General features: G+C 68.2%; 21 protein-coding genes and 1 riboswitch. Of the genes, 10 read left to right on the top strand and 11 right to left on the bottom strand.

Going from position 1 to position 20,020, the window contains the following annotated elements; all coding sequences use genetic code 11:
* Positions 1-90: 90 nt before the first annotated feature.
* Positions 91-2,742, bottom strand: a complete 2,652-nt coding sequence (locus AC1Q87_RS00610; protein WP_492607103.1) for a TonB-dependent receptor — start codon at positions 2,740-2,742, stop codon at positions 91-93.
* 245 nt (positions 2,743-2,987) lie between these two features.
* On the opposite strand from AC1Q87_RS00610, the gene AC1Q87_RS00605 reads away from it, so the two are divergent.
* From AC1Q87_RS00605 to AC1Q87_RS00590, 4 genes are all read left to right on the top strand, one after another.
* Entirely contained in the window at positions 2,988-3,725 is a 738-nt protein-coding gene (locus tag AC1Q87_RS00605) for a GntR family transcriptional regulator (protein ID WP_492607102.1), read from the top strand.
* Between the two features lie 70 nt (positions 3,726-3,795).
* Complete coding sequence (locus tag AC1Q87_RS00600) at positions 3,796-4,791, top strand: SIS domain-containing protein (RefSeq protein WP_492608260.1); 996 nt, start codon at positions 3,796-3,798, stop codon at positions 4,789-4,791.
* Entirely contained in the window at positions 4,791-5,909 is a 1,119-nt protein-coding gene (gene nagA / locus AC1Q87_RS00595) for an N-acetylglucosamine-6-phosphate deacetylase (RefSeq protein WP_492607101.1), read from the top strand. Before AC1Q87_RS00600 ends, nagA begins: the two co-directional genes overlap by 1 nt.
* A 37-nt stretch (positions 5,910-5,946) precedes the next feature.
* Positions 5,947-6,855, top strand: coding sequence for a siderophore-interacting protein (locus AC1Q87_RS00590; RefSeq protein ID WP_492607100.1), 909 nt, complete (start codon positions 5,947-5,949; stop codon positions 6,853-6,855).
* Between the two features lie 3 nt (positions 6,856-6,858).
* Here the strand turns inward: AC1Q87_RS00590 and AC1Q87_RS00585 are convergent, their stop codons facing one another.
* The 9 genes from AC1Q87_RS00585 to AC1Q87_RS00545 form a co-directional block, all read right to left on the bottom strand.
* The gene (locus AC1Q87_RS00585) at positions 6,859-7,983 is read right to left on the bottom strand and encodes an AAA family ATPase (protein ID WP_492607099.1); all 1,125 of its coding nucleotides are present in this window, start codon (positions 7,981-7,983) and stop codon (positions 6,859-6,861) included.
* Between the two features lie 46 nt (positions 7,984-8,029).
* Positions 8,030-9,091, bottom strand: coding sequence for a threonine aldolase family protein (locus tag AC1Q87_RS00580; RefSeq protein WP_492607098.1), 1,062 nt, complete (start codon positions 9,089-9,091; stop codon positions 8,030-8,032).
* Positions 9,092-9,115: 24 nt separating this feature from the next.
* Positions 9,116-9,223, bottom strand: a riboswitch (SAM-I-IV-variant riboswitch).
* Between the two features lie 89 nt (positions 9,224-9,312).
* Complete coding sequence (locus tag AC1Q87_RS00575; protein ID WP_492607097.1) at positions 9,313-9,510, bottom strand: SHOCT domain-containing protein; 198 nt, start codon at positions 9,508-9,510, stop codon at positions 9,313-9,315.
* A gap of 88 nt (positions 9,511-9,598) precedes the next feature.
* A complete protein-coding gene (locus AC1Q87_RS00570; protein WP_492607096.1) occupies positions 9,599-10,900 on the bottom strand; it encodes an O-acetylhomoserine aminocarboxypropyltransferase in 1,302 nt (433 codons plus the stop codon).
* 217 nt (positions 10,901-11,117) lie between these two features.
* Positions 11,118-11,489 (bottom strand): Rieske (2Fe-2S) protein, encoded by a 372-nt coding sequence (locus AC1Q87_RS00565; RefSeq protein ID WP_492607095.1) that lies wholly within the window; start codon positions 11,487-11,489, stop codon positions 11,118-11,120.
* Positions 11,486-12,781 carry a fumarylacetoacetase gene (fahA, locus tag AC1Q87_RS00560; protein ID WP_492607094.1) on the bottom strand — a complete coding sequence of 432 codons (1,296 nt, stop codon included), beginning with the start codon at positions 12,779-12,781 and terminating at the stop codon, positions 11,486-11,488. Before fahA ends, AC1Q87_RS00565 begins: the two co-directional genes overlap by 4 nt.
* Positions 12,778-14,073: a homogentisate 1,2-dioxygenase gene (gene hmgA / locus AC1Q87_RS00555; RefSeq protein WP_492607093.1), complete on the bottom strand. Its 1,296-nt coding sequence runs from the start codon at positions 14,071-14,073 to the stop codon at positions 12,778-12,780. Before hmgA ends, fahA begins: the two co-directional genes overlap by 4 nt.
* 142 nt (positions 14,074-14,215) lie before the next feature.
* On the bottom strand, positions 14,216-15,289 hold the full coding sequence (gene hppD / locus AC1Q87_RS00550; RefSeq protein WP_492607092.1) for a 4-hydroxyphenylpyruvate dioxygenase: 1,074 nt from the start codon (positions 15,287-15,289) through the stop codon (positions 14,216-14,218).
* A gap of 1 nt (position 15,290) precedes the next feature.
* Positions 15,291-16,490 carry an amino acid aminotransferase gene (locus AC1Q87_RS00545; protein ID WP_492607091.1) on the bottom strand — a complete coding sequence of 400 codons (1,200 nt, stop codon included), beginning with the start codon at positions 16,488-16,490 and terminating at the stop codon, positions 15,291-15,293.
* 114 nt (positions 16,491-16,604) lie between these two features.
* Between AC1Q87_RS00545 and AC1Q87_RS00540 the strand changes: the two genes are divergently transcribed.
* The 6 genes from AC1Q87_RS00540 (at position 16,605) to AC1Q87_RS00515 (ending at position 19,467) form a co-directional block, all read left to right on the top strand.
* Positions 16,605-17,075, top strand: coding sequence for an Lrp/AsnC family transcriptional regulator (locus AC1Q87_RS00540; RefSeq protein WP_492607090.1), 471 nt, complete (start codon positions 16,605-16,607; stop codon positions 17,073-17,075).
* A 58-nt stretch (positions 17,076-17,133) separates the two neighbouring features.
* Complete coding sequence (locus AC1Q87_RS00535) at positions 17,134-18,003, top strand: alpha/beta hydrolase family protein (protein ID WP_492607089.1); 870 nt, start codon at positions 17,134-17,136, stop codon at positions 18,001-18,003.
* 76 nt (positions 18,004-18,079) lie between these two features.
* Positions 18,080-18,403, top strand: coding sequence for an ArsR/SmtB family transcription factor (locus AC1Q87_RS00530; protein WP_492607088.1), 324 nt, complete (start codon positions 18,080-18,082; stop codon positions 18,401-18,403).
* Positions 18,400-18,810 (top strand): SRPBCC family protein, encoded by a 411-nt coding sequence (locus AC1Q87_RS00525; RefSeq protein ID WP_492607087.1) that lies wholly within the window; start codon positions 18,400-18,402, stop codon positions 18,808-18,810. The genes AC1Q87_RS00530 and AC1Q87_RS00525 overlap by 4 nt, the downstream gene beginning before the upstream one ends.
* A 23-nt stretch (positions 18,811-18,833) precedes the next feature.
* Complete coding sequence (locus AC1Q87_RS00520; RefSeq protein WP_492607086.1) at positions 18,834-19,070, top strand: hypothetical protein; 237 nt, start codon at positions 18,834-18,836, stop codon at positions 19,068-19,070.
* The gene (locus AC1Q87_RS00515) at positions 19,057-19,467 is read left to right on the top strand and encodes a DUF1801 domain-containing protein (RefSeq protein WP_492607085.1); all 411 of its coding nucleotides are present in this window, start codon (positions 19,057-19,059) and stop codon (positions 19,465-19,467) included. The genes AC1Q87_RS00520 and AC1Q87_RS00515 overlap by 14 nt, the downstream gene beginning before the upstream one ends.
* Before the next feature lie 7 nt (positions 19,468-19,474).
* Here AC1Q87_RS00515 and AC1Q87_RS00510 read toward each other — a convergent pair whose 3' ends face one another.
* The gene (locus AC1Q87_RS00510) at positions 19,475-19,837 is read right to left on the bottom strand and encodes a hypothetical protein (protein ID WP_492607084.1); all 363 of its coding nucleotides are present in this window, start codon (positions 19,835-19,837) and stop codon (positions 19,475-19,477) included.
* Positions 19,838-20,020 lie beyond the last annotated feature (183 nt).

Genomic DNA, 20,020 nt, shown 5'->3' with positions numbered 1-20,020 from the left:
GGGGCTCCCGGGCATGGGCTCCCCGTCCGCCGCGGGCGCAGCTCAGAGACCGAGCTGCTTCCACGTTGGGGCTTCGCGCTCTCGCGCGGATCAGAAGCTCAGGCTGACCGTCGCCATGTACTTACGGCCCGTGCGGTACGACGCGCGCGGCATCGCCTCGACATTGGCGTAGGCGTAGTACTCGGAGTCGGTGAGGTTCATCCCGGCCAGGGTCAGGCTGACATTGTCGGTGAAGTTGTAGGTTCCCGAGATGTCGAGGTTGTCCGAGTCCTTGACATACATGTTGTCGCCGCGGTCGACGCCGGTGAAGTACTCCGAACGCCAGGTGTAGGTGGCGCGCAGCTGGACCGGACCGTTCTCGTAGAACGGGCTGACGTTGATCTGGTGCTTGGAGTTAAAGGGCAGATCCTGGCCCTCGCTGCCGTTGCCGTCGGCATAGGTGTAGTTGGCCAGCAGGCCGAAGCCGTAGGCGTAGTTCTGCTGGTAGGCGATCGACACGCCCTTGATGTCGGCCGTGCCGGCGTTGTGCGGACGGCTGATCTGGTAGGTCGTGACCCGGCCCTGCGACTGGTTGAAGTACTGCTCCGGCGCGGTCTGCTGCAGGATGTAGTTGCTGATGTCCTTGTAGAAGAACTCGACCGCCACGATGGCTTCCGGCTGGAAGTACCACTCCGCCGACATGTTGAAGTTGCTGGACTTGTAGGGATCCAGATTCGGGTTGCCGCCCGACCCGATCAGGATGCCGTCCGACAGCTGGAAGAAGTTGGTCATGTCGGCGTAGTTCGGCCGCGCAATCACCTGAGCGGCCGCGAAGCGCAGCAGCAGGTCGTCACGGACGGTGTAGACGAGGTTCACGCTCGGCAGGAAGTTGTCGTAGCTCTTCTGCGAGGACTTCCAGGTCCAATCGGCCGGAGCCGAGCAGGCCGAGCCCGGGTTGCAGACGTAACCGGCGCTGTCGACGTCGGTGTAGACGTAGCGAACGCCGAAGTTGCCGCGCAGCTGGCCTGAGTCGATCTCGGCCTGGGCGTAGAGGGCGTTGATGTCCTCCTGGATCGCCCAGTTGCCGGCCGTGAACTCGGGCGCCGCGAAGATCGAGGGCGTCGGCATGGCCCGGCCGGGGGCCAGCCAGGTCCCGCCTTCGACGTAGCTGACCATCGCCCCGCCATCGATGCGGAAGCGGTTCTTCATCTGCTGGTTGGAGTTGAAGCCGTCGAGATAGTTGCCAGGCACGGTCGACGGGTTGAACAGGCTGGCCGGAGCCGAGACCCCGGTGACCGCGATGCCCGCATATTGCTGGGTCGTCTCGTGGCGGCGGAACTTGTAGCCGACCTGGACGCGCTTGATGACGCCGTCGAGGTCATAGCCGAAGTCGGCCTGAGCGTACTTCTCTTCGTCGGTCGTCGGCTTTTCGACCAGGTTGCCGCTCCAGCCCGGATCGGTGGCGAAGGCGGCCGGATTGCCCTGGACGTTGTTGGCGTAGGTCAGCTGGCCGGGCACGCCGCCGATGTCGACGGTGTAGTCGGCCCAATTGAGGAACTCGAGGAACACCTGCTTCTTGGTGCCGCCGTCGGCCTTCGAGAAGCCGACCGCGCCCGACAGATCCCAGCCCTCGCCCTGATACTTCCCGCGGAAGTCATAGGTGTCGGAGTTCATCTCGGCTTCGCGGGACTGGACGTCCAGCACGCTGAGGGCGTTGTGGAAGCTGGCCGACGTGACGATGCCGTTGTTGACCGTGATGCCGGTGAGCGCGCCAAGGCTGTTCCAGGTGTTGCCCTGGAAGGCGTACATCGACTGGTTCAGGTTGTCGTAGTTCGCCTGGATCTTCAGCCAGTTGAACTCCAGCTCGATCTCTTCCGTCGGACGGAACTGCAGCGAGGCGGTGTAGCTGGTGCGGTCGCGTTCCTGCTCGAAGAACGAGGTGCCGAAGGCGTTCGGGCTGCGCGCGTTGAGGTTGTTGCCCAGCGTCGTCGCGCAGGCGCCCGTGCAGCCGAAGTTGCGCGAGTCGACCGGATTATCGGGATTGCCGCCGGCCCAGTTGCTGGCCGCCATGGTGCCGTAGGTCTCGATGCCGTCGCGGCGCAGCTGGTCGGTGGCCTTCTGGACCGACAGGGCGATGCCGAAGGTCTCGGCCTCGTTCTTCCAGCTGCCCATCAGGGCGCCCTGGAGGTCGCCCTCTTCCGAGCGGTCATTATAGAGGTAGCCGATCGAGCCGGCGGCCAGCATCGGCTTCATGTCGAGCGGGCGGCGGGTGATGACGTTGACCGTGCCGCCGATGCTGCCTTCGTCGATGCGGGCTTCCGGCGTCTTGTAGATGTCGACGCGGCCGACGATCTGCGGCGCCAGCAGGGCGTAGTTGAAGGTCCGGCCCGGCGAGTCGAGGATGAACCAGTCGGCCGAGGCGACGGTCTGGCCGTTGAGCAAGGTGCGGTTCAGCGCCGGGTCGGTGCCCAGGATGCTGACCTTTTCGCCCTGGCCGAACTGGCGGTCGACGGTGACGCCGGGCACCATGGTCAGGGCTTCGGCGACGTTGGTGTTCGGGAACTTGCCGACGTCTTCGGCGGTGACCGAGTCGACGATGCCGTCGGCGGCGCGCTTGGTCTCCAGCGATTGCTGCAACGAGGCGCGAATGCCGGTGACGACCAGTTCGTCGACCTGGGTGTCCTGCGCGAAGGCCGGGCTTGCGCCGACGACGGCCAACAGGCTCGCGGACGCGATCAAAATGGATTTGCGATGCGTGTTCACTCGGCTTCTCCCCTATTTCCGGGCTTCCCCCCGGAGCCGACGCGAGCCCAATGTGATACCAATTCTTCGCAAACGCCTGCGAAGACCGGTGTTACATCGACCCTGCGAAGCCGATCTGTGCGCAGTTTCATAAAATTGACAAGCCCAAAAAGAGACCAATTGCGCAGTCGGTACATATTGGTATCTAAATGGTCTCAAGACCCGTCGGCGGGATATCGGCCGGCGATCGACGCGGAGAGACGCCTTTGACCTTTTCCGAGCGCATCGGCCAATTGGACGCCAAGGACCATGCGCCCCTCTACCGCCAGCTTCAGAAGGTGCTGCGCGAGGCGATCGCCAACCAGGTGCTCGGCCCGGACGACGCCCTGCCGGCCGAGCGGGACTTCGCCGAGGAACTGGGCGTCTCGAGAATCACGGTCCGCAAGGCGCTGGACGGGCTGGTCAGCGAAGGCCTGCTGGTCCGCCGCCAAGGCGCCGGAACCTTCGTCGCCGCCCGGGTCGAGAAGAACTTCTCCAAGCTGTCGTCGTTCACCGAGGACATGATCGCGCGCGGCCGCATCCCGCACTCTGCCTGGCTCTCGCGCACCGAGGGCCTGGTGACGCCGGAAGAGTCGCTGACGCTCGGCCTGTCGCCCGGCGCGCCGGTCTATCGCTTCAACCGGATCCGCTTCGCCGACGGCGCGCCGATGGCGCTCGAGTACTCGACGCTGGCGGCGTTCTGCATGCCGAGCCCCGAGTTCGTCGAGACCTCGCTCTACGAGGCGCTGGAGAAGACCGGCCATCGCCCGGTGCGGGCCCTGCAGCGGCTGCGGGCCGTTCTCTTCACCGACGAGCAGGCCGAACTGCTGGGCGTGGCGCCGCGCGACGCCGGCCTGCTGATCGAGCGCCGCGGGTTCCTGAAGGACGGGCGCGCGGTCGAAGTCACCCAGTCCTATTATCGCGGCGACGCCTACGACTTCGTCGCCGAACTGAACGCTCTTTGAGACAAGACCCGTGGCCCGGAGAAAACGCGTGACCGCAAAGCCCCCTGCCCTGCGCCCCGAGGCTACGCGCATGTTCCAGGAGGCCGCCGAGGCGCCCGCGGTCGTGGCCCGGATGCTGGCCGCCAATCGCGAGGCGGCGCAGGCGCTGGGCGCCGAGTTGCGCGCCCATCCGCCCAAGGCCGTGGTCACCTGCGCGCGCGGCTCGTCCGACCACGCGGCCACCTACGCCAAGTACCTGATCGAGACCGGCACGGGGGTCGTCACCTCGTCGGCGGCGCTGTCGGTGAGCTCGGTCTACGCCGCCGAGCCCAAGCTCGACGGCATGCTCTATCTCGCCATCTCGCAGTCGGGAAAGAGCCCGGATCTGCTGGCCGCGGTCGAGGCCGCCAAGCAGGGCGGCGCGCGCACCGTGGCGCTGGTCAACGACGAGACCTCGCCGCTGGCGAAACTGGCCGACCGGGTGCTGCCGCTGCACGCCGGCCCGGAAGTCAGCGTCGCAGCGACGAAGTCCTATATCGCCGCCTTGGCCGGCATCGCCCAACTGGTCGCCGCCTGGACCCAGGACGCGGCGCTGGACAAGGGCCTGGCCGACCTGCCGGCGATCCTCGAGAAGGCCTGGCCGCTCGACTGGAGCCCGGCCGCCGAGCGCCTGAAGAGCGCCCGCAATCTCTATGTGCTGGCCCGCGGCGTCGGCTTCGGCGTCGCTCAGGAGGCGGCGCTCAAGTTCAAGGAGACCTGCGGCCTGCACGCCGAGGCCTTCAGCGCCGCCGAGGTGCTGCACGGACCGATGGCGCTGGTGCAGGAAGGCTTCCCGGTGCTGGTCTTCGCCCAGGACGACCAGAGCCAGGAGAGCGTCGTGGCCCTGGCCAAGGACCTGGCCGCGCGCGGCGCTGACGTGATGCTGGCCGGCGGCGGCGGCGACCTGCCGACCCTGAGCGCCCATCCGGTCCTCGAGCCGATCGTGCGGGTGCAGGGCTTCTACCGGATGGCCAACCAGCTCTCGATCCTGCGCGGCCACGATCCCGACCGGCCGCCGCACCTCAACAAGGTGACCGAGACCGTCTGATGACCATCGCGTTCGTCAACGGCCAGGTGCTGACCGACCAGGGCCTGCAAGCCACCAGCGTCGTCATCGACGGCGCACGTATCGTCGCGCTCGGCGAGCGCGCGGCCGATCGCACCGTCGATCTGGAGGGCGGCTACCTGCTGCCCGGCTTCATCGACACCCAGGTCAACGGCGGCGGCGGGGTGCTGTTCAACGACTCCCCGACCCTGGAGGCCGTGGCCACCATCGGCGCGGCCCACCGGACCTATGGTACGACCGGCTTCCTGCCGACCCTGATCAGCGACGACCTTTCGACCGTCGCCAAGGCCATCGCCGCGGTCGACGCGGCGATCCAGGCCGGCGTGCCGGGCGTGCTGGGCATCCACATCGAAGGCCCGTTCCTGAGCGAACAGCGCAAGGGCGTGCACGACGCCTCCAAGTTCCGCACCCTGGACGAGGCGGCGCTGGAGCTGCTGACCTCGGCCAAACACGGCCGGACCCTGGTCACTCTGGCGCCCGAAACCACGACCCCGCAGATGATCGCCCGCCTTGCGAAGGCGGGCGTGACGGTCGCCGCCGGCCACACCAACGCCACCTACGAGGCGATCACCCAGGCGCTGGAGAGCGGCGTCACCGGCTTCACCCACCTGTTCAACGCCATGTCGCCGCTGACCAGCCGCGCGCCGGGCGCGGTCGGCGCGGCGCTCGAGAACCAGGACAGCTGGTGCGGCATCATCGCCGACGGCCGCCACATCCACCCGGCGGTGCTGCGCATCGCCTTCGCCGCCAAGCGCCGCGACCGCTTCATGCTGGTCACCGACGCCATGCCCAGCGTCGGCATGACCGACAAGAGCTTCACCATCCAGGGCCGGCCGATACGGGTGGTGGACGGCGTCTGCGTCGATGCGAACGGCACCCTGGCCGGCTCGGACCTCGACATGGCCGGTGCGGTCGCCAACGCCATGCGGATGGCGGGGCTAAGCCTGGAGGACGCGGCGCGCATGGCCTCGGCCAGCCCGGCGGCATTCCTCGGCCTGAAAGGCGACTACGGCGTCGTCGCGCCGGGCGCGCGCGCCGACCTCGTGCTGCTGGACCAGGACTTGAAAGCCAAGCGGACTTGGATCGGCGGAGCTGAATGATATTGCGAGTCGTTCGCAGCTATGATGTTGTGAACCCATGTCGCAGCCTGCCGCCTCCCCCGCCTCGCCCTATCAGCTGTTCGACGTCGCCCTGAAGGCCAAGACGACGCTGTCGCCGCATCTCTCGCGGCTGACCTTCGAAGGCCCGCAGGTCCGCCAGATGGCGACCCTGGCGCCCGACCAGCGCATCAAGATCTTCTTCCCCGATCCGCAGGGCCGCCCGCCGGCCATGGCCATCACCCCGGACTGGTACGCCCGCTACAAGAAGCAGGACGTCGAGACCCGCCCGTCGATGCGCACCTACACGATCCGCGCCCTGCGCGCGGAAGCCGGCGAGGTCGACGTCGACTTCGTGTTGCACGGCGAGACCGGCCCCGCGTCGACCTGGGCGACGCGCGCGCAGCCGGGAGAGCGTCTGCAGATCATGGCCCCCAACGCCGCGTTCGAGGGCGACGGCGGCGGCTATGAGTGGAAGCCGCCCCAGGGCCTGAAGCGTCTGCTGTTGATCGCCGACGAGACCGCCCTTCCGGCCGTGGCCGGCATCCTGGAGGAGTTGGCCGCTCTGCCCGAGCCTCCGCAGACTCAGCTGTTCATCGAGATCCCGGACCAGGACGACGAGATCGCGATCGCCGCTTGGCCCGGCCTGGCGGTCGAATGGATGCCGCGCAAGCTCGGCGCGCCCGGGGGCCTGATGATCGCGGCCGCCCAACGCGCAGCGGTCCCAGTCGCTGCGCCCAAGCCGGTTCCGGTGCTGGCCGACGTGGACGTCGACGAGGCGATCTTGTGGGACGTCTCCGCCCCCGGAGACGCCGGCTTCTACGGCTGGGTCGCCGGCGAGGCGGCCGCCGTGCTCGCCATCCGCCGCCTGCTGGTCACCGAGCGCAAGGTCGACAAGGCCTCGCTGAACCTTATGGGCTATTGGCGCGAAGGCCGCGTGCTCGACTAGCGCCTACTCCGCAAACTCCCCGGTCAACTTCAGCCCCTCGATCCAGGTCGCGCCGTCCCGCTTGATCACCGTGCGCACCTGGCCGGCGCCCGATTGCTCGACCGCGTCGGCCAACGCTTGCGAGTGCGTGACCAGCCAGACCTGCGAACGCTCCGAAGCGCGCGCGACCATCCGCGCCAGCGGGGCCATGAGTTGCGGATGCAGGCTGGCCTCCGGCTCGTTCAGCGCTACCAGCGGCGGCAACCGGTAGGCCAGCAGCGCCCCGGCCAGGCCGAGAAACCGCAGGGTGCCGTCGGACAACTCTTCCGGCTCGAACACCCGGTCGGGGAACTCGGCGAAGACCATGCCGAAGCGGGCCGTCCGCTCGGGCGGCGGAACGACTAGCCGTGCGCCGGGAAACGCCTCGGCGACCGCCTCGTCCAGGTCGCGGGTGTCCTGGCGGATGTGGGCGAGGGTCGCGAACGTCGCCGCCAGGTTCGCGCCGTCAGACGCCAGGGTCGGGGTCGCCACCGCCGGGCACGGCCGGCGCAGCGGCGAGCCGGCGTCGGTGCGCAGGTCGTGATAGAAGCGCCATTCCAGCAAGGTTCGTCGAACCAGGTCGAGCATCGGATAGCGGCTAGGATCCTGCAGTCGGCCGAGCACGGTCTCCGAAGCCAGCAGATCGATGTCGATCTCCGCCGGGCGGCCGTCCTCGTCCCGCGCCATCACCGACGGCCCACGCCGGTCCAGCAGCCGCACCTGTCGACCGCCGCCGTCGTAGGAGAGCTGCTCCTCCTTGATCTGCGGCTCGAGGTCGAAGGCCGCGGCCACGCCGCGCTGCGGGAAGCCGATTTCGACCCGGTAGCGATAGCGCCCCCGGCCGCCCGGTTCGGCGAGGCTGACCTCCAGCTCGATCCGCTGTGCGCCGGCCCGCCGCGGCCCGGCCCAGAAGGCGGCGGCCATGCCTTCCTGCGCCAGCTGACGACCGAGGCTGTTGTCGGCCGCCGCGGCGACCAGTTCCAGGGCCCGGTAGAGATTGGTCTTGCCGACCCCGTTGCCGCCGACGAACACCTCAAGGTCCGAAACCGGGCAGCTGATCTTGCGCAGCGACCGATAACCGGCGGCGGAGAAATCGCGGACGCGGAGCAAGGGCTCTCCCGATGCAGCCAATGGCTCCGCGAGCCTAGCGCCGAACCTAGGCGCCGAACACCGCCTCCATGTCGGCGGCCAGGGCGTCGACGCGGCCCATGTCAGCGTCCCAGGAGAACATGAACCGGGCTCCGCCGCCGATGAAGGTGTAGAAGCGCCAGCCCCGGGCGCGCAGGGCGTCCAGCCGGTCCTCGGGCGCGGCGACGAACACCGCATTGGCCTGCACCGGGAACATCAGCGACGCGCCCGGCAGGCCCGCGATCCTATCGGCGAGACGGCGCGCGCAGGCGTTGGCGTGCGCGGCGTTGGAGAGCCAAGCGCCGCCCTCCAACATGCCGGTCCACGGCGCGGCCAGGAACCGCATCTTCGAGGCCAACTGACCGGCCTGCTTGCAGCGGTAGTCGAAGTCCTCGGCCAGGGCGCGGTCGAAGAACAGAATCGCTTCGCCCACCGCCATGCCGTTCTTGGTGCCGCCGAAGCAGAGCACGTCGACCCCGGCCTTCCAGGTGATGTCGGCCGGCTCGCAGCCCAGGTGCGCGCAGGCGTTGGCGAACCGCGCGCCGTCCATGTGCAGGCGCAGGCCCAGCTCGCGGCACACGGCCGAGATCGCCTGTACCTCGTCCGCCGAATAGACCTGCCCGGTCTCGGTCGGCTGGGTGATCGTTACGACGCGGGGCTTGGGATAGTGGATGTCGCTGCGCTTGCCGGCGATCTCGCGGATCGCGGCCGGGGTCAGCTTGCCGTCCGGACTGGGCGCGACCAGCAGCTTGGAGCCATTGGAAAAGAACTCGGGCGCGCCGCACTCGTCGGTCTCGACGTGGGCCGTCTCCGCGCAGATGACGCTGTGATAGGACTGACAGAGGGCGGCCAGGGCCATGGAGTTGGCGGCGGTGCCGTTGAAGGCGAAGAACACCTCGCAATCGGAGGCGAACAGGGCGCGGAAAGCGTCGGCGGCGGCCTGGGTCCACGGATCCTCGCCATAGGCCGGCGCATGGCCGCGATTGGCGGCGTCCATGGCCGCCCAGGCCTGCGGACAAATGCCGGCGTAGTTGTCGCTGGCGAACTGCTGGATGTTGGACATGCGTCCCTCGGCAATGCGGTTGCGCATCTGGAGGCTGAATGACGCTGAGGCTTCGTCCCGTTTCGTTGCCGGACCGGCCACATCCCTCCCGAAGGAGGCGCCACCTTGCTCGGGAGCAGGTTGGCGTTTGAGCGTCGGCTCAAACTCTTGATGCTATTGAGGCGCTGGGTAGCGGGGATCGGCGCGCAGGGCAAGGGGAGCCGACCTCTCTCTCCCCCCCCAGGTTGGAGAGGTCGCGCGAGCCTCCCCTACTTGCGGAGGATGTCCTTCCGCTTGCGCTCGTACTCGGACTTGCTGATTACGCCTTCGTCCAGAGCGCGCTTGAGGTCGATGAGCTGCTGGCCCGTCGTGGCGGTGTCGACCTGGGTGGTCGCGGTGCTGCCGCAGGCGGCGAGCGGGGCGGCGGCGAGGCTGAGAATGAGGGCGGCGGCGAGCGTACGGGTCATTAAGCGTCCTACTGTCTTGAGCCCCCGCCCCATCTTGGCGCGGAGCGCCCGGCGCGCGCAACCCTGCGTCGCGCGCGCCGGGCTCGGGTCAGAGGCCCGCGAAGGCCTGTTCGAGGTCGGCGATCAGGTCGGCGACGTTCTCGATGCCGACCGACAGACGGATGACGTCCGGGCCGGCGCCGGCGGCGACCTGGTTCTTCTCGTCCAGCTGGCGGTGGGTGGTCGAGGCCGGGTGGATGATCAGGCTGCGGGTGTCGCCAAGGTTGGCCAGGTGCGAGAACAACTTCACGCCGCCGACCAGCTTGACGCCCGCCTGATAGCCGCCCTTGAGCCCGAACGAGAACACCGAGCCGGCGCCGTTCGGCGTGTAGCGCTTGGCCAGGGCGTTGTACGGATTGCCGTCGAGACCGGCGTAGGAGACCCAGGCGACCTTGTCGCTGGCTTCCAGCCACTTGGCGACGGCCAGGGCGTTGTCGACATGGCGCTGCATGCGCAGCGGCAGGGTCTCGATGCCGGTCAGGATCATGAAGGCGTTGAACGGCGAGATCGACGGGCCAAGGTCGCGCAGGCCGAGCGCGCGGCAGGCGACGATGAAGGCGGCCGGGCCGAACGCCTCGGTGAAGACCTTGCCGTGATAGCTCGGGTTCGGCTGCGAGAGGTAGCCGAACTTGCCCGAGGCGGCCCAGTCGAAGCGGCCGGAATCGATGATCGCCCCGCCCATCGAGTTGCCGTGGCCGCCGAGGAACTTGGTCAGCGAGTGGACGATGATGTCGGCGCCGTGCTCGAACGGCCGGCAGAGGTAGGGCGTGGCCAGGGTGTTGTCGACGACCAGCGGCACGCCGGCGTCATGGGCAACCTTGGCGATGGCGGCGATGTCGGTGATCACGCCGCCCGGATTGGCGATCGACTCGACGAAGACCGCGCGGGTCTTGTCGTTGATGGCCGCCGCGTAGTCGGCCGGATTGTCGCTGTCGATGAAGGTGGTTTCCCAGCCCATCCGCTTGAACGACTGGCCGAGCTGGTTGATCGAGCCGCCGTAGAGCTTGCGTGAGGCGACGATGTTGCAGCCCGGCTCCATCAGCGAGTGGAAGGCCAGGAACTGGGCGGCGTGGCCGCTGCCGACAGCCAGGGCCGCGACGCCGCCTTCGAGGTCGGCGATTCGCGCTTCCAGCACGCCGGTCGTGGGGTTGCCCAGGCGGGTGTAGATGTTGCCCGGCGCTTCGAGATTGAAGAGGTTCGCCGCATGGTCGGCGTCGTCGAATACGAAGGCCGTGGTCTGGTAGATCGGGGTGATCCGGGCCTTGGTCGTGGGATCGGGCGCAGCGCCGGCGTGAATGGCGCGGGTCTCGAAGTTCTGGGTCATGCGGGCGTCCTCTACGTCTCGTTGCATGCGACCTAGCCCGCCAGACGTGGCGCGGTCCAGCCTGGGAGACTACGGAGCGTCCTCAGAATTGCTGCGGGAGAGCGTAGTCGCGCAGGCCGAACGCCCCCTCCGTCTGGATGCTGCGCATCGATCCACCTCCCCCAAAGGGGGAAGATCTGATGCGCCGAGATGCTCCCCCTCTGGGTGAGCTGGCAGCCGAAGGCTGACTGAGGGGGCGTCGGCGCTAGGCCGTGCGGATCCAACCGTCCGCCACCACCACCGGCCACGGCCGCAGCGACGCGCCCGCGCAGGGACCGCCGACGCAGGAGCCGCTGTCGATGTCGAACAGGGCGCCGTGCCAAGAGCAGGCGATCAGGTCGCCCGTGGGCGTGAGATAGTCGTCGAGCTTCTGGGCCAACGGCAGGCCGGCGTGCGGGCAGCGGTCGACATAGCCCCTCACCTCTTCGCCGCGGCGGACCACGAAGCCGTGGAAAAAGCCCTCGCCGATCTGCAGCACGAAGTTGCGCGCCGCGCCGTCGGCGATCAGGCCGAGCGGGCCGAGCTTCACGCCGGCGGGCGTGGAGAACAGCCGCGGCTGAGGCGTCTCCTCGTTCACCCGAGGACGGTTCCGGTGCAGGGACCGAAGCCGATGGCGACATAGTCGTCGGCGCGGGCATGGCCGGCGATCGAGAGCTCATCGCCGTCCTGCAGAAAGGCGCGGGTTTCGCCGCTCGGCAGGGTGACCGGCTGGGCCCCGCCGCGGGTCAGCTCCAGCAGGCTGCCCAGACCGCTGTCGTCGGGCGTCGAGATTGTGCCGGTGCCCAGCAGGTCCCCGGGATTGAGGTCGCAGCCGCCGACGGTGTGGTGGGTCACCATCTGGGCCGCGGTCCAGTAGAGGTGGCGCGCGGTGCTCGCCGAGATGCGGACCGGAGCGGTTCCCTGCGCGCGCATCTGGGCGGTGGACAGGAAGACCTCGAGGTCGAGGGCATAGGCCCCAGAGGCCTGGTCGGCCTCGTCGGTCAGATAGGCCATCGGCGCGGGGTCGCCTTCCGGCCGGGCCGGCTGAGCGATGCGGAACGGGGCCAGGGCTTCGCTGGTGACGATCCACGGCGAGATCGTGGTCATGAAGTTCTTGGCCAGGAACGGACCGAGCGGCTGGTACTCCCAGGCCTGCAGGTCGCGGGCCGACCAGTCGTTGAGAAGGCAGAGTCCGGCAATGTGCGCGGACGCCTGGCCGATGGGTATGGGCTGGCCAAGTTGGTTGCCCTGGCCGATCCAGACGCCGAGCTCCAGCTCCAAGTCGAGGCGGGCGGAGGGGCCGAAGGTCGGCGCCTCGGCGTCGGGGGCCTTCTTCTGGCCGCTGGGGCGGCGGACCTGCGCGCCCGAGACGCGGATCGACGAGGCGCGGCCGTGATAGCCGATCGGCACGTGCTTGTAGTTGGGCAGCAGCGGGTTATCGGGACGGAACTGACGACCGACGTTCAAGGCGTGATGAATGCCGGCGTAGAAGTCGGTGTAGTCGCCGATGGTCGCCGGCAGGTGCAGGGTGCAGGACGCCGCGGGATAGAGCCAGGTCTCGACCTCGGCGCGATCGGGCGCGGCCGCGGCCAGCAGTTCCGACAGCCGCCGGCGCAGGGCGCGGCGAGCCGAGGCGGCCAGGCCGAGCATCGGATTGAGGCTGCCCCCCGCCCCCGCCTCGGCGGCGGCCTTAGCCTCCCCGCTCAGCAGCGGCGAGCGGGCGGCCAGCGACAGGTCGAGGATCAGGTCGCCGATCGCGACGCCGCCGCGCGGCGCCCCGCCGCTCGGTGAGAAGACGCCGAAGGGCAGATTCTGGATTGGAAAGTCGTCATGGCCGTTGGCGCTCGACACCCAGCTGGTACGCGCCGGGTCGTGGGTCTCGTCGATCATGTGTTGGGAACTTGCGCCTTGGTGAAGCCGGTCCAGCAGTCGTCGTAGTCGAGCTGGTGAAGCGGGGTCTCGGTTGCGAACTTGGTCGGACGGATCACCCAGCGGCTCTCGAACATGAAGGCCATGGTGTTCTCGATCTTGTGCGGCGCGAGGTTGGACGCGACCGCCTTCTCGTAGCTCTCGCGGTCGGGGCCGTGGCCGCTCATGCAGTTGTGCAGCGAGGCGCCGCCGGGCGCGAAACCGCCGGCCTTGGCGTCGTAGGCGCCGTGGATCAGGCCCATGAACTCGCTCATCACGTTGCGATGGAACCACGGCGGGCGGAACGTGTGCTCGGCCACCATCCAGCGCGGCGGGAAGATCACGAAATCGCAGTTGGCAGTGCCGGGCACGTCCGACGGCGAGGTCAGGACCGTGAAGATCGACGGATCAGGGTGGTCGTAGCTGACTGTGCTGATCGTGTTGAAGCGGTCCAGATCGTATTTGTAGGGCGCGAGCGTGCCGTGCCAGGCGACGACGTCGAGCGGGCTGTGATCGAGCGTCGTGGTCCACAGCGCGCCCTGGAATTTCTGAACGACTTCCGTGGGTTCGTCGCGATCTTCGAACCATGCCGTCGGCGCAAGGAAGTCGCGGGCGTTGGCCAGGCCGTTGGCGCCGATGGGGCCGAGCTCGGGCAGGCGGAAGGCCGCGCCGTAATTCTCGCAGACATAGCCGCGCGCGGTCGGACCGGTCAGTTCGACGCGGAAGCGCACGCCGCGCGGCACCACCGCGATTTCGCCAGGCTTGAGCTCCAGACGGCCGAACTCCGTGGCGAGCAGCAACTCGCCCTCCTGCGGCACGATCAACAACTCGCCGTCGGCGTCATAGAACACCCGCCCCTGCATCGAGCGGTTGGCGACGTAAAGGTGGATGGCGATGCCGGCGAAGGTCCCGACGTCGCCGTTGCCGGCGTAGGTGGTGAGACCGTCGACGAAATCGGTAGGCTCGGCCAGGATCGGCAGCGGGTCCCAGCGCAGGCGGTTGGGGCTGGGCGGAGCCTCGTCGAAGGGGGCCGAGCGCAGCAGCCTGCCGCCGGCATACGGCGAGAACGGCGAATGGCTGGCGGTGGGGCGAAGGCGGTAGAGCCAGGAGCGCTTGTTCTCATGACGCGGCGCGGTGAAGGCGCTGCCCGAGAGCTGCTCGGCGAACAGGCCGAACGGCGTCTGCTGCGGCGAGTTCTGGCCGACCGGCAGCGCGCCGGCGACCGCTTCCGTCGCGAAGCTGTTTCCGAAGCCGGACATGTAGTTCAGCGGCATGGTTTTCTCCACGGCCGGTTTCCCCCTCCGTCGCGCTACGCGCGCCACCTCCCCCAGAAGGGGAGGATCTGAAGACCAAGATGCTCCCCCTTTGGGGGAGCTGTCAGCCACAGGCTGACTGAGGGGGCTTTCGCCCCCACACCTACTCGGCCGCGTCGACCTTGATGACGCCGCGGCGGATCTGGTCGAGTTCGATGGACTCGAACAGCGCCTGGAAGTTGCCGTTGCCGAAGCCTTCGTTGCCCTTGCGCTGGATGATCTCGAAGAAGATCGGGCCGAACAGGTTCTCGGTGAAGATCTGCAGCAGGATGCCTTCGTCCCCGACATTGCCGTCGATCAGGATGCGGTTCTTGCGCAGACGCTCGAGGTCCTCGCCGTGGCCAGGGACGCGCTTGTTCACCAGCTCGTAGTAGGTCTCGATGGTGTCCTGCAGATTCACGCCGCGGGCGCGCAGGGCCTCGACCGTCTCGAAGATGTTGTCGGTCGTGAAGGCCAGGTGCTGAATGCCCTCGCCGTTGTACTCGCGGATGAACTCTTCGATCTGGGACTTGTCGTCCTGGCTCTCGTTCAGCGGGATGCGGATGGCCTTGTCGGGCGCGATCATCGCCTGGCTGAACAGGCCGGTCGCCTGGCCCTTGATGTCGAAGTACTTCTGCTCTTCGAAGCCGAAGATCTGGTTGTAGAAGCTCGACCAGGTGCGCATCTGGCCGCGCTTGACGTTGTGGGTCAGGTGATCGAGCAGGTCGAGGCCGACGGCGTTCTTGGCCTCGGCCTCCGCCGCGCCGGGGATCTGCTCCCAGGCGTCGTAGATCGTGCCTTTGTCGCCGAAGCGGTCGACCAGATAGAGCAGCGAGCCGCCGATGCCTTCCAGCACGTAGGTGTCCGGCAGCGCCGAGGTCGAGGCGTCGGCCGGCTTCGCGCCGCGCGAGAGCGCCAGTTCATAGGCCGCCTTCGCGTCGGCCACGCGGAAGGCCATGCCATTGGCGGACGGGCCGTGGGCGCCGCGGAAGTCGGCGGCCTGGCCGGCCTGCTCCTGGTTGACGAGCAGGTTGGTGCGGCCCTGCTTGTAGCGGACGATCGCCTTGGTCGGATGCTTGGAATAGGCGGTGAAGCCAAGTTGCTCGATCAAGGCGGCCATCTTGGCCGGATCGGGGCTGGTGAACTCGACGAATTCGAAGCCGTCGAGGCCAATCGGATTTTCCGGGGTCACGGTCATGTCAGGCGTCTCCCTTGAGGCAGGCGGCGAGCGCCTGCACGAATGGCTGGATGGTGTCGGCCTTCAGGCCGGCGATGTTGATGCGGCCGGAACCGGCCATGTAGACGGCGTGATCGCGGCGCATGGCCTCCACCTGGGCGGGGCTCAACGGCAGCAGAGCGAACAGGCCGTGCTGGTCGCGCAGCGGCTCCAGGCGCGGATCAGCCTCGGCCAGCGCCGCGCGCACTTCGTTCAAACGCGTACGCATGGCGTCCAGTTCGGCCCGCCATTGGGTGGTGAGCGCAGGATCCTCAAGGATCACCCGCACCGCGGCCGCGCCGTGGTCCGGCGGCATCGACCAGGCGCAACGCGCCAGTTGCAGGATATTGGAGCGGACGACGTCTTCGTGGCCGCGGGCGCGGACAAACAGCGCGCCGGTCCGCTCGCGGTAGAGGCCGAAGTTCTTGTCGCAGGAATAGGCGACGATCGCGGTCTCGCTGGCTGCCATGACCAGCCGCATGCCGGCGGCGTCCTCATCGAGCCCGGCGCCCAGCCCCTGATAGGCCAGGTCGATCAGCGGCACGGCGCCGCGCGCATTCAGCAGGGCGGCGACCTCGGCCCATTGGGCCAGCGACAGATCGGCGCCGGTCGGGTTGTGGCAAGCGCCGTGCAGCAACACCAGGTCGCCTGCCGCAACCTTGGCCAGGGCAGCCATCATCTCGTCGAAGCAGATGCGCTGGGTGACCGGGTCGAAGTAGCGGAAGGTCTCCACGACCATGCCGGCCTGACGGAAGATCGGAGCGTGGATCGGCCAGGACGGCGTGCCCATCCAGATGCGCGCGCCGGGCGTGCCGGCGTTGGCGAGTTCGGCCGCCAGGCGCAGCGCGCCGGTGCCGCCCGGGGTCTGGACCGCGAACAGCCCCTCGCCCGCCGCGCCGTCGCCGAACACCACCGGGGCGATGGTTTCCAGGAAGCCGAAGTCGCCTTCCGGACCGAGATAGGCCTTGGTCGGCTGGGTTTGCAGCAGAACCTGCTCGGCGCCCTTCATCGCGCCGAACACCGGGGTGTCGCCGGCCGCGTCGCGATAGACGCCGACGCCGAGGTCGAGCTTATGGGCCCGCGGATCGTTCTTGTAGAGCGCGATGAGGGACAGCAACGGATCGGGCGCCTGAGCCTTCAATCCAGCGAACAGCGAGCGCGGCGGTGCGATCACGTCGGTCATGCAGCTTCCTCCTCCATCTGAGAAGAAAGTTACGCGCGCGCCGCGATGAATGGCTTTCAATCTCGCGGCGTTTTGACGATCTTATGGCGATCTGTTTCAGCAATTGGCCGCGACATGAAAGAAATTCATCAACTCGACGAGATCGACCGCAAGCTGCTTCGCGCGCTGCAGGCCGACGCCTCCCAGAGTCACGCCGCGCTAGCCGAGCAGGTCGGCGCCTCGCCGGCCTCCTGCTGGCGGCGGATCAAGGCGCTGGAGACCGCCGGCGTCCTGCGCGAGAACGTGCGCCTCGTCGACGCCGAGCGCGTCGGCCGCGGGGTGAACGTCATGTGCCAGCTGCGGATGAAGTCGCACGCGACCGTCCAGCGCCAGGAGTTTGAGGCCTTCCTGCGCACCCGTCCGGAGATCATGGAGTGCCACTCGATGTCCGGCGAGTGGGACTATCTGATGCGCGTGGTGGTCGCCGACGTCGCCGGTTACGAGAGGTTCCTGATGGGCGTGGTGCTAAACCATCCCAACGTCGCCACCGCCGCCTCTCACTTCGCACTCAGCCAGGTGAAATACACCACCGCCATGCCCGTCTGAGCCGGTGACAACCCCGCGTCGGCCCGCATAGTCTTCACCCGCTCAGAGGGAAACGCGGATGAAGAGTCTGCTGCTGTCGATCGCGCTGCTGGCGCCGGCCTCCATCAGCGCCGCGCAGGCGCCCCCGCCGCAGGCGGTGATCGCCGACCCAGCGCCCGATAAGGACTTCCCCGCGCACCTGCACCAGACCCGCTATCACACGGCCGGCGTCGATGCGCCCGCCCGATGGTTTACCGCGGCGGGCAAGGGGCAGCACCCGACGGTCTTGCTGCTGCACGGCTTTCCGGGAACCGAGCTGAACCTCGACCTGGCGAGGTCGATCCAGCGCGCCGGCTGGAACGTCTTGGCGATCCACTATCGCGGCGTATGGGGCGCGCCCGGCCAATTCAGCTTCGGCAACACGATCGAGGACGCCCGCGCCGCCCTGACCTGGCTGCGCCACACGTCGAACAGCGACAAGGTCGACGCCGCCCGGATCGTAGTGCTGGGCCACAGCATGGGCGGCTTCGACACCGTGATGCTGGGCGACGAGCCGGTAGCGGGCTTCGTGGTCATCTCGGCGGCGGACCTGGCGGGCATGGCCGCCGGGCTCGACACACAGACCGGAATGGCCGAGGCGATCATGGCGCTGACCGACGATGCGCGGTTCACCAACGCCGCGCCGACCGCGCTGGCCGAAGAAGTGCGAGAAAACGCCCAGGCCTGGGACTGGCGGACCAACGCCGCCGAAATGGCCGGACGGCCGGCGCTGATCATCAGCTCAGACGACGGCAACGAGCCGGCCGATCAGGCGGTGGCCGACGCCATCGAGGCGACCGGAGGCCCCAAGCCCGCACGCATCCGGTTTCCGACCGACCACAGCTACAACGACCACCGCATCGCGCTGCAGGCGGCGGTGGTCAATTGGCTGCAAGCGACCTTTCCGTAGCCCCGTCACAGGAGCTTGACAAACCCATAACCGCGCAGATATGGATTAATTCATAGCCAATGGGTTATTGATCGAAATGCACGACGCCCAGGACCTGCTCTTCAGAACGCTCGCAGACCCGACCCGTCGGGCGATCTTTGAACGTCTTTGCCGCGAAGGCGAACAGACGGTCGGAGCGCTGACGGCCCAGGCCGGCGTCTCGCAGCCGGCTGTCTCGAAGCATCTGGCGGCGCTGAAGCTGGCCGGACTGGTTCGCGACCGACCTGAAGGCCGGCAGACGCACTATCGCGCCCAGATCGAGGCTTTGGCCCCGCTGGTCGATTGGACCCGGCAAATGAACGACTTTTGGGAAAGTCGGTTCGATCAACTCGAAGACCTGCTCAGGAGGATGGACCAGTGAGCGCCACCACGACTCAAGCCCGCACCGTCGTCGTCGAACGCGAGATCCCGTTCGCCCCCGAAAAGATCTGGCGTGCGCTGACCCAGCCGCACCTGATCGCCGAATGGCTGATGAAGAACGACTTCCAGCCCGTGGTGGGACACGGCTTCAGCCTGAGCGCCGAGTGGGGCGCGGTGAACTGCGAGGTCCTGGCGGTCGAGCCCCCGAGCTCGCTGGCCTACACCTGGGCCGGAATGGGGCTGGAGAGCGTCGTCACCTGGACGTTGACGCCGACGGCGGCCGGCACGCGGCTGCGCATGGAGCAGTCTGGGTTCGGGCCCGACCAGGAAATGGCGTTCCGCGGCGCCACGGCCGGCTGGCCGAGGTTCTTCGCGGCGATGGAAGAGGTCTTGGGCCGGCTCGACTGAGCCGCGCCTGCGAGGAGACGCACATGAACTGGAACAAGTGGATCCGAACGGTGCATCGCTGGGTCTCCGTCGCCTTCACGGCGGCGGTGATCCTGAACGTCGTCGCCATGGTGCAGAAGTCGTCCGCGACCTGGATCGGCTTGCTGGCGTTGGCGCCGCTGATCCTGCTGCTGCCGACCGGGCTCTATCTCTTCCTGCTGCCCTATGCCGCCGAGCGGCGCACCGGCGTAGGCACGGGCGAGCGCGATGACCTCGCCTAAACTGCTGTCGGGCGGCAACCCGCAGATCGCCAAGGGCGACGGCGACGGGCCGGTGCAGGCGTACATCGCCGCCATGCCCGGCTGGAAGAGTGCGCTTGGCCGACGACTGGACGCCGTCGTCATGGCGACCGTTCCGAACGCACGAAAGGGCGTGCGGTGGAACTCGCCGTTCTATGGCTCGGAAGGCGGCGGCTGGTTCGTCTCGTTCCACGTCCTGACCAAGTACGTGAAGGTCACCTTCTTCGACGGACTGTCGCTGGATCCGATCCCGCCGGGCGGCACCGCCAAAAGCGGCCAGTCGCGCTGGATCGACATCTACGAAGCCGACGACCTGGACGAAGCGCAGATGGCCGACTGGATCCGGCAGGCCGCCGCCCTGCCCGGCTGGACGCCCTAGTCGAAGGTCAGAGGCCAGGAACCTTCGGCGGCTGGAAGCCGCCCGGCGACTGCGCCGGCGGCGCCTTGCGCGGCTCCCACGGATCGGAGACCCGGCCCCAGGCCTCGCGCCGCAGGATCGGCGAATTGCGGATCATGCTGTCGGGCGGCGTGATCCCGCGGCCGTGGCCGTCGGACGTACCCCACCGGCGCGGGTCGGTGGACGTCGTTCGCGCACCGCCCTCGCCATCGGGACGGCGTTCCGTCACATGCCCGTCGATCTCCTTGCAGCGCCAGCCGCCGTCGATCGTCGTCCTGCACTTCGGCGACTCTGCGTTGGCGGGTGTCGCCAGCACGAGAGCTGCAATAGCCGAGATCAATACCGCGCGCATTCCAGCGCTCCCTCACGGCGCATCGAACACCACGCCTGGTAGAACCATAACGCCTCAGCAGAAGCCGGGTCACCCTTATTCCGGACCACCCGGCGACGAAGCCGCCCCCCTTCCGCCGAACACATTCGATGATCAGCCCTTGACGAGTTTGCGTCACCGGGCGGACCGTCCACGCTGGTCGGG

It is taken from the genome of Phenylobacterium sp. GW823-FHT02A09, from assembly GCF_058797775.1.
The sequence above is the reverse complement of the archived record's forward strand: the minus strand, read 5'-3'. Positions and strand labels throughout refer to the sequence as shown.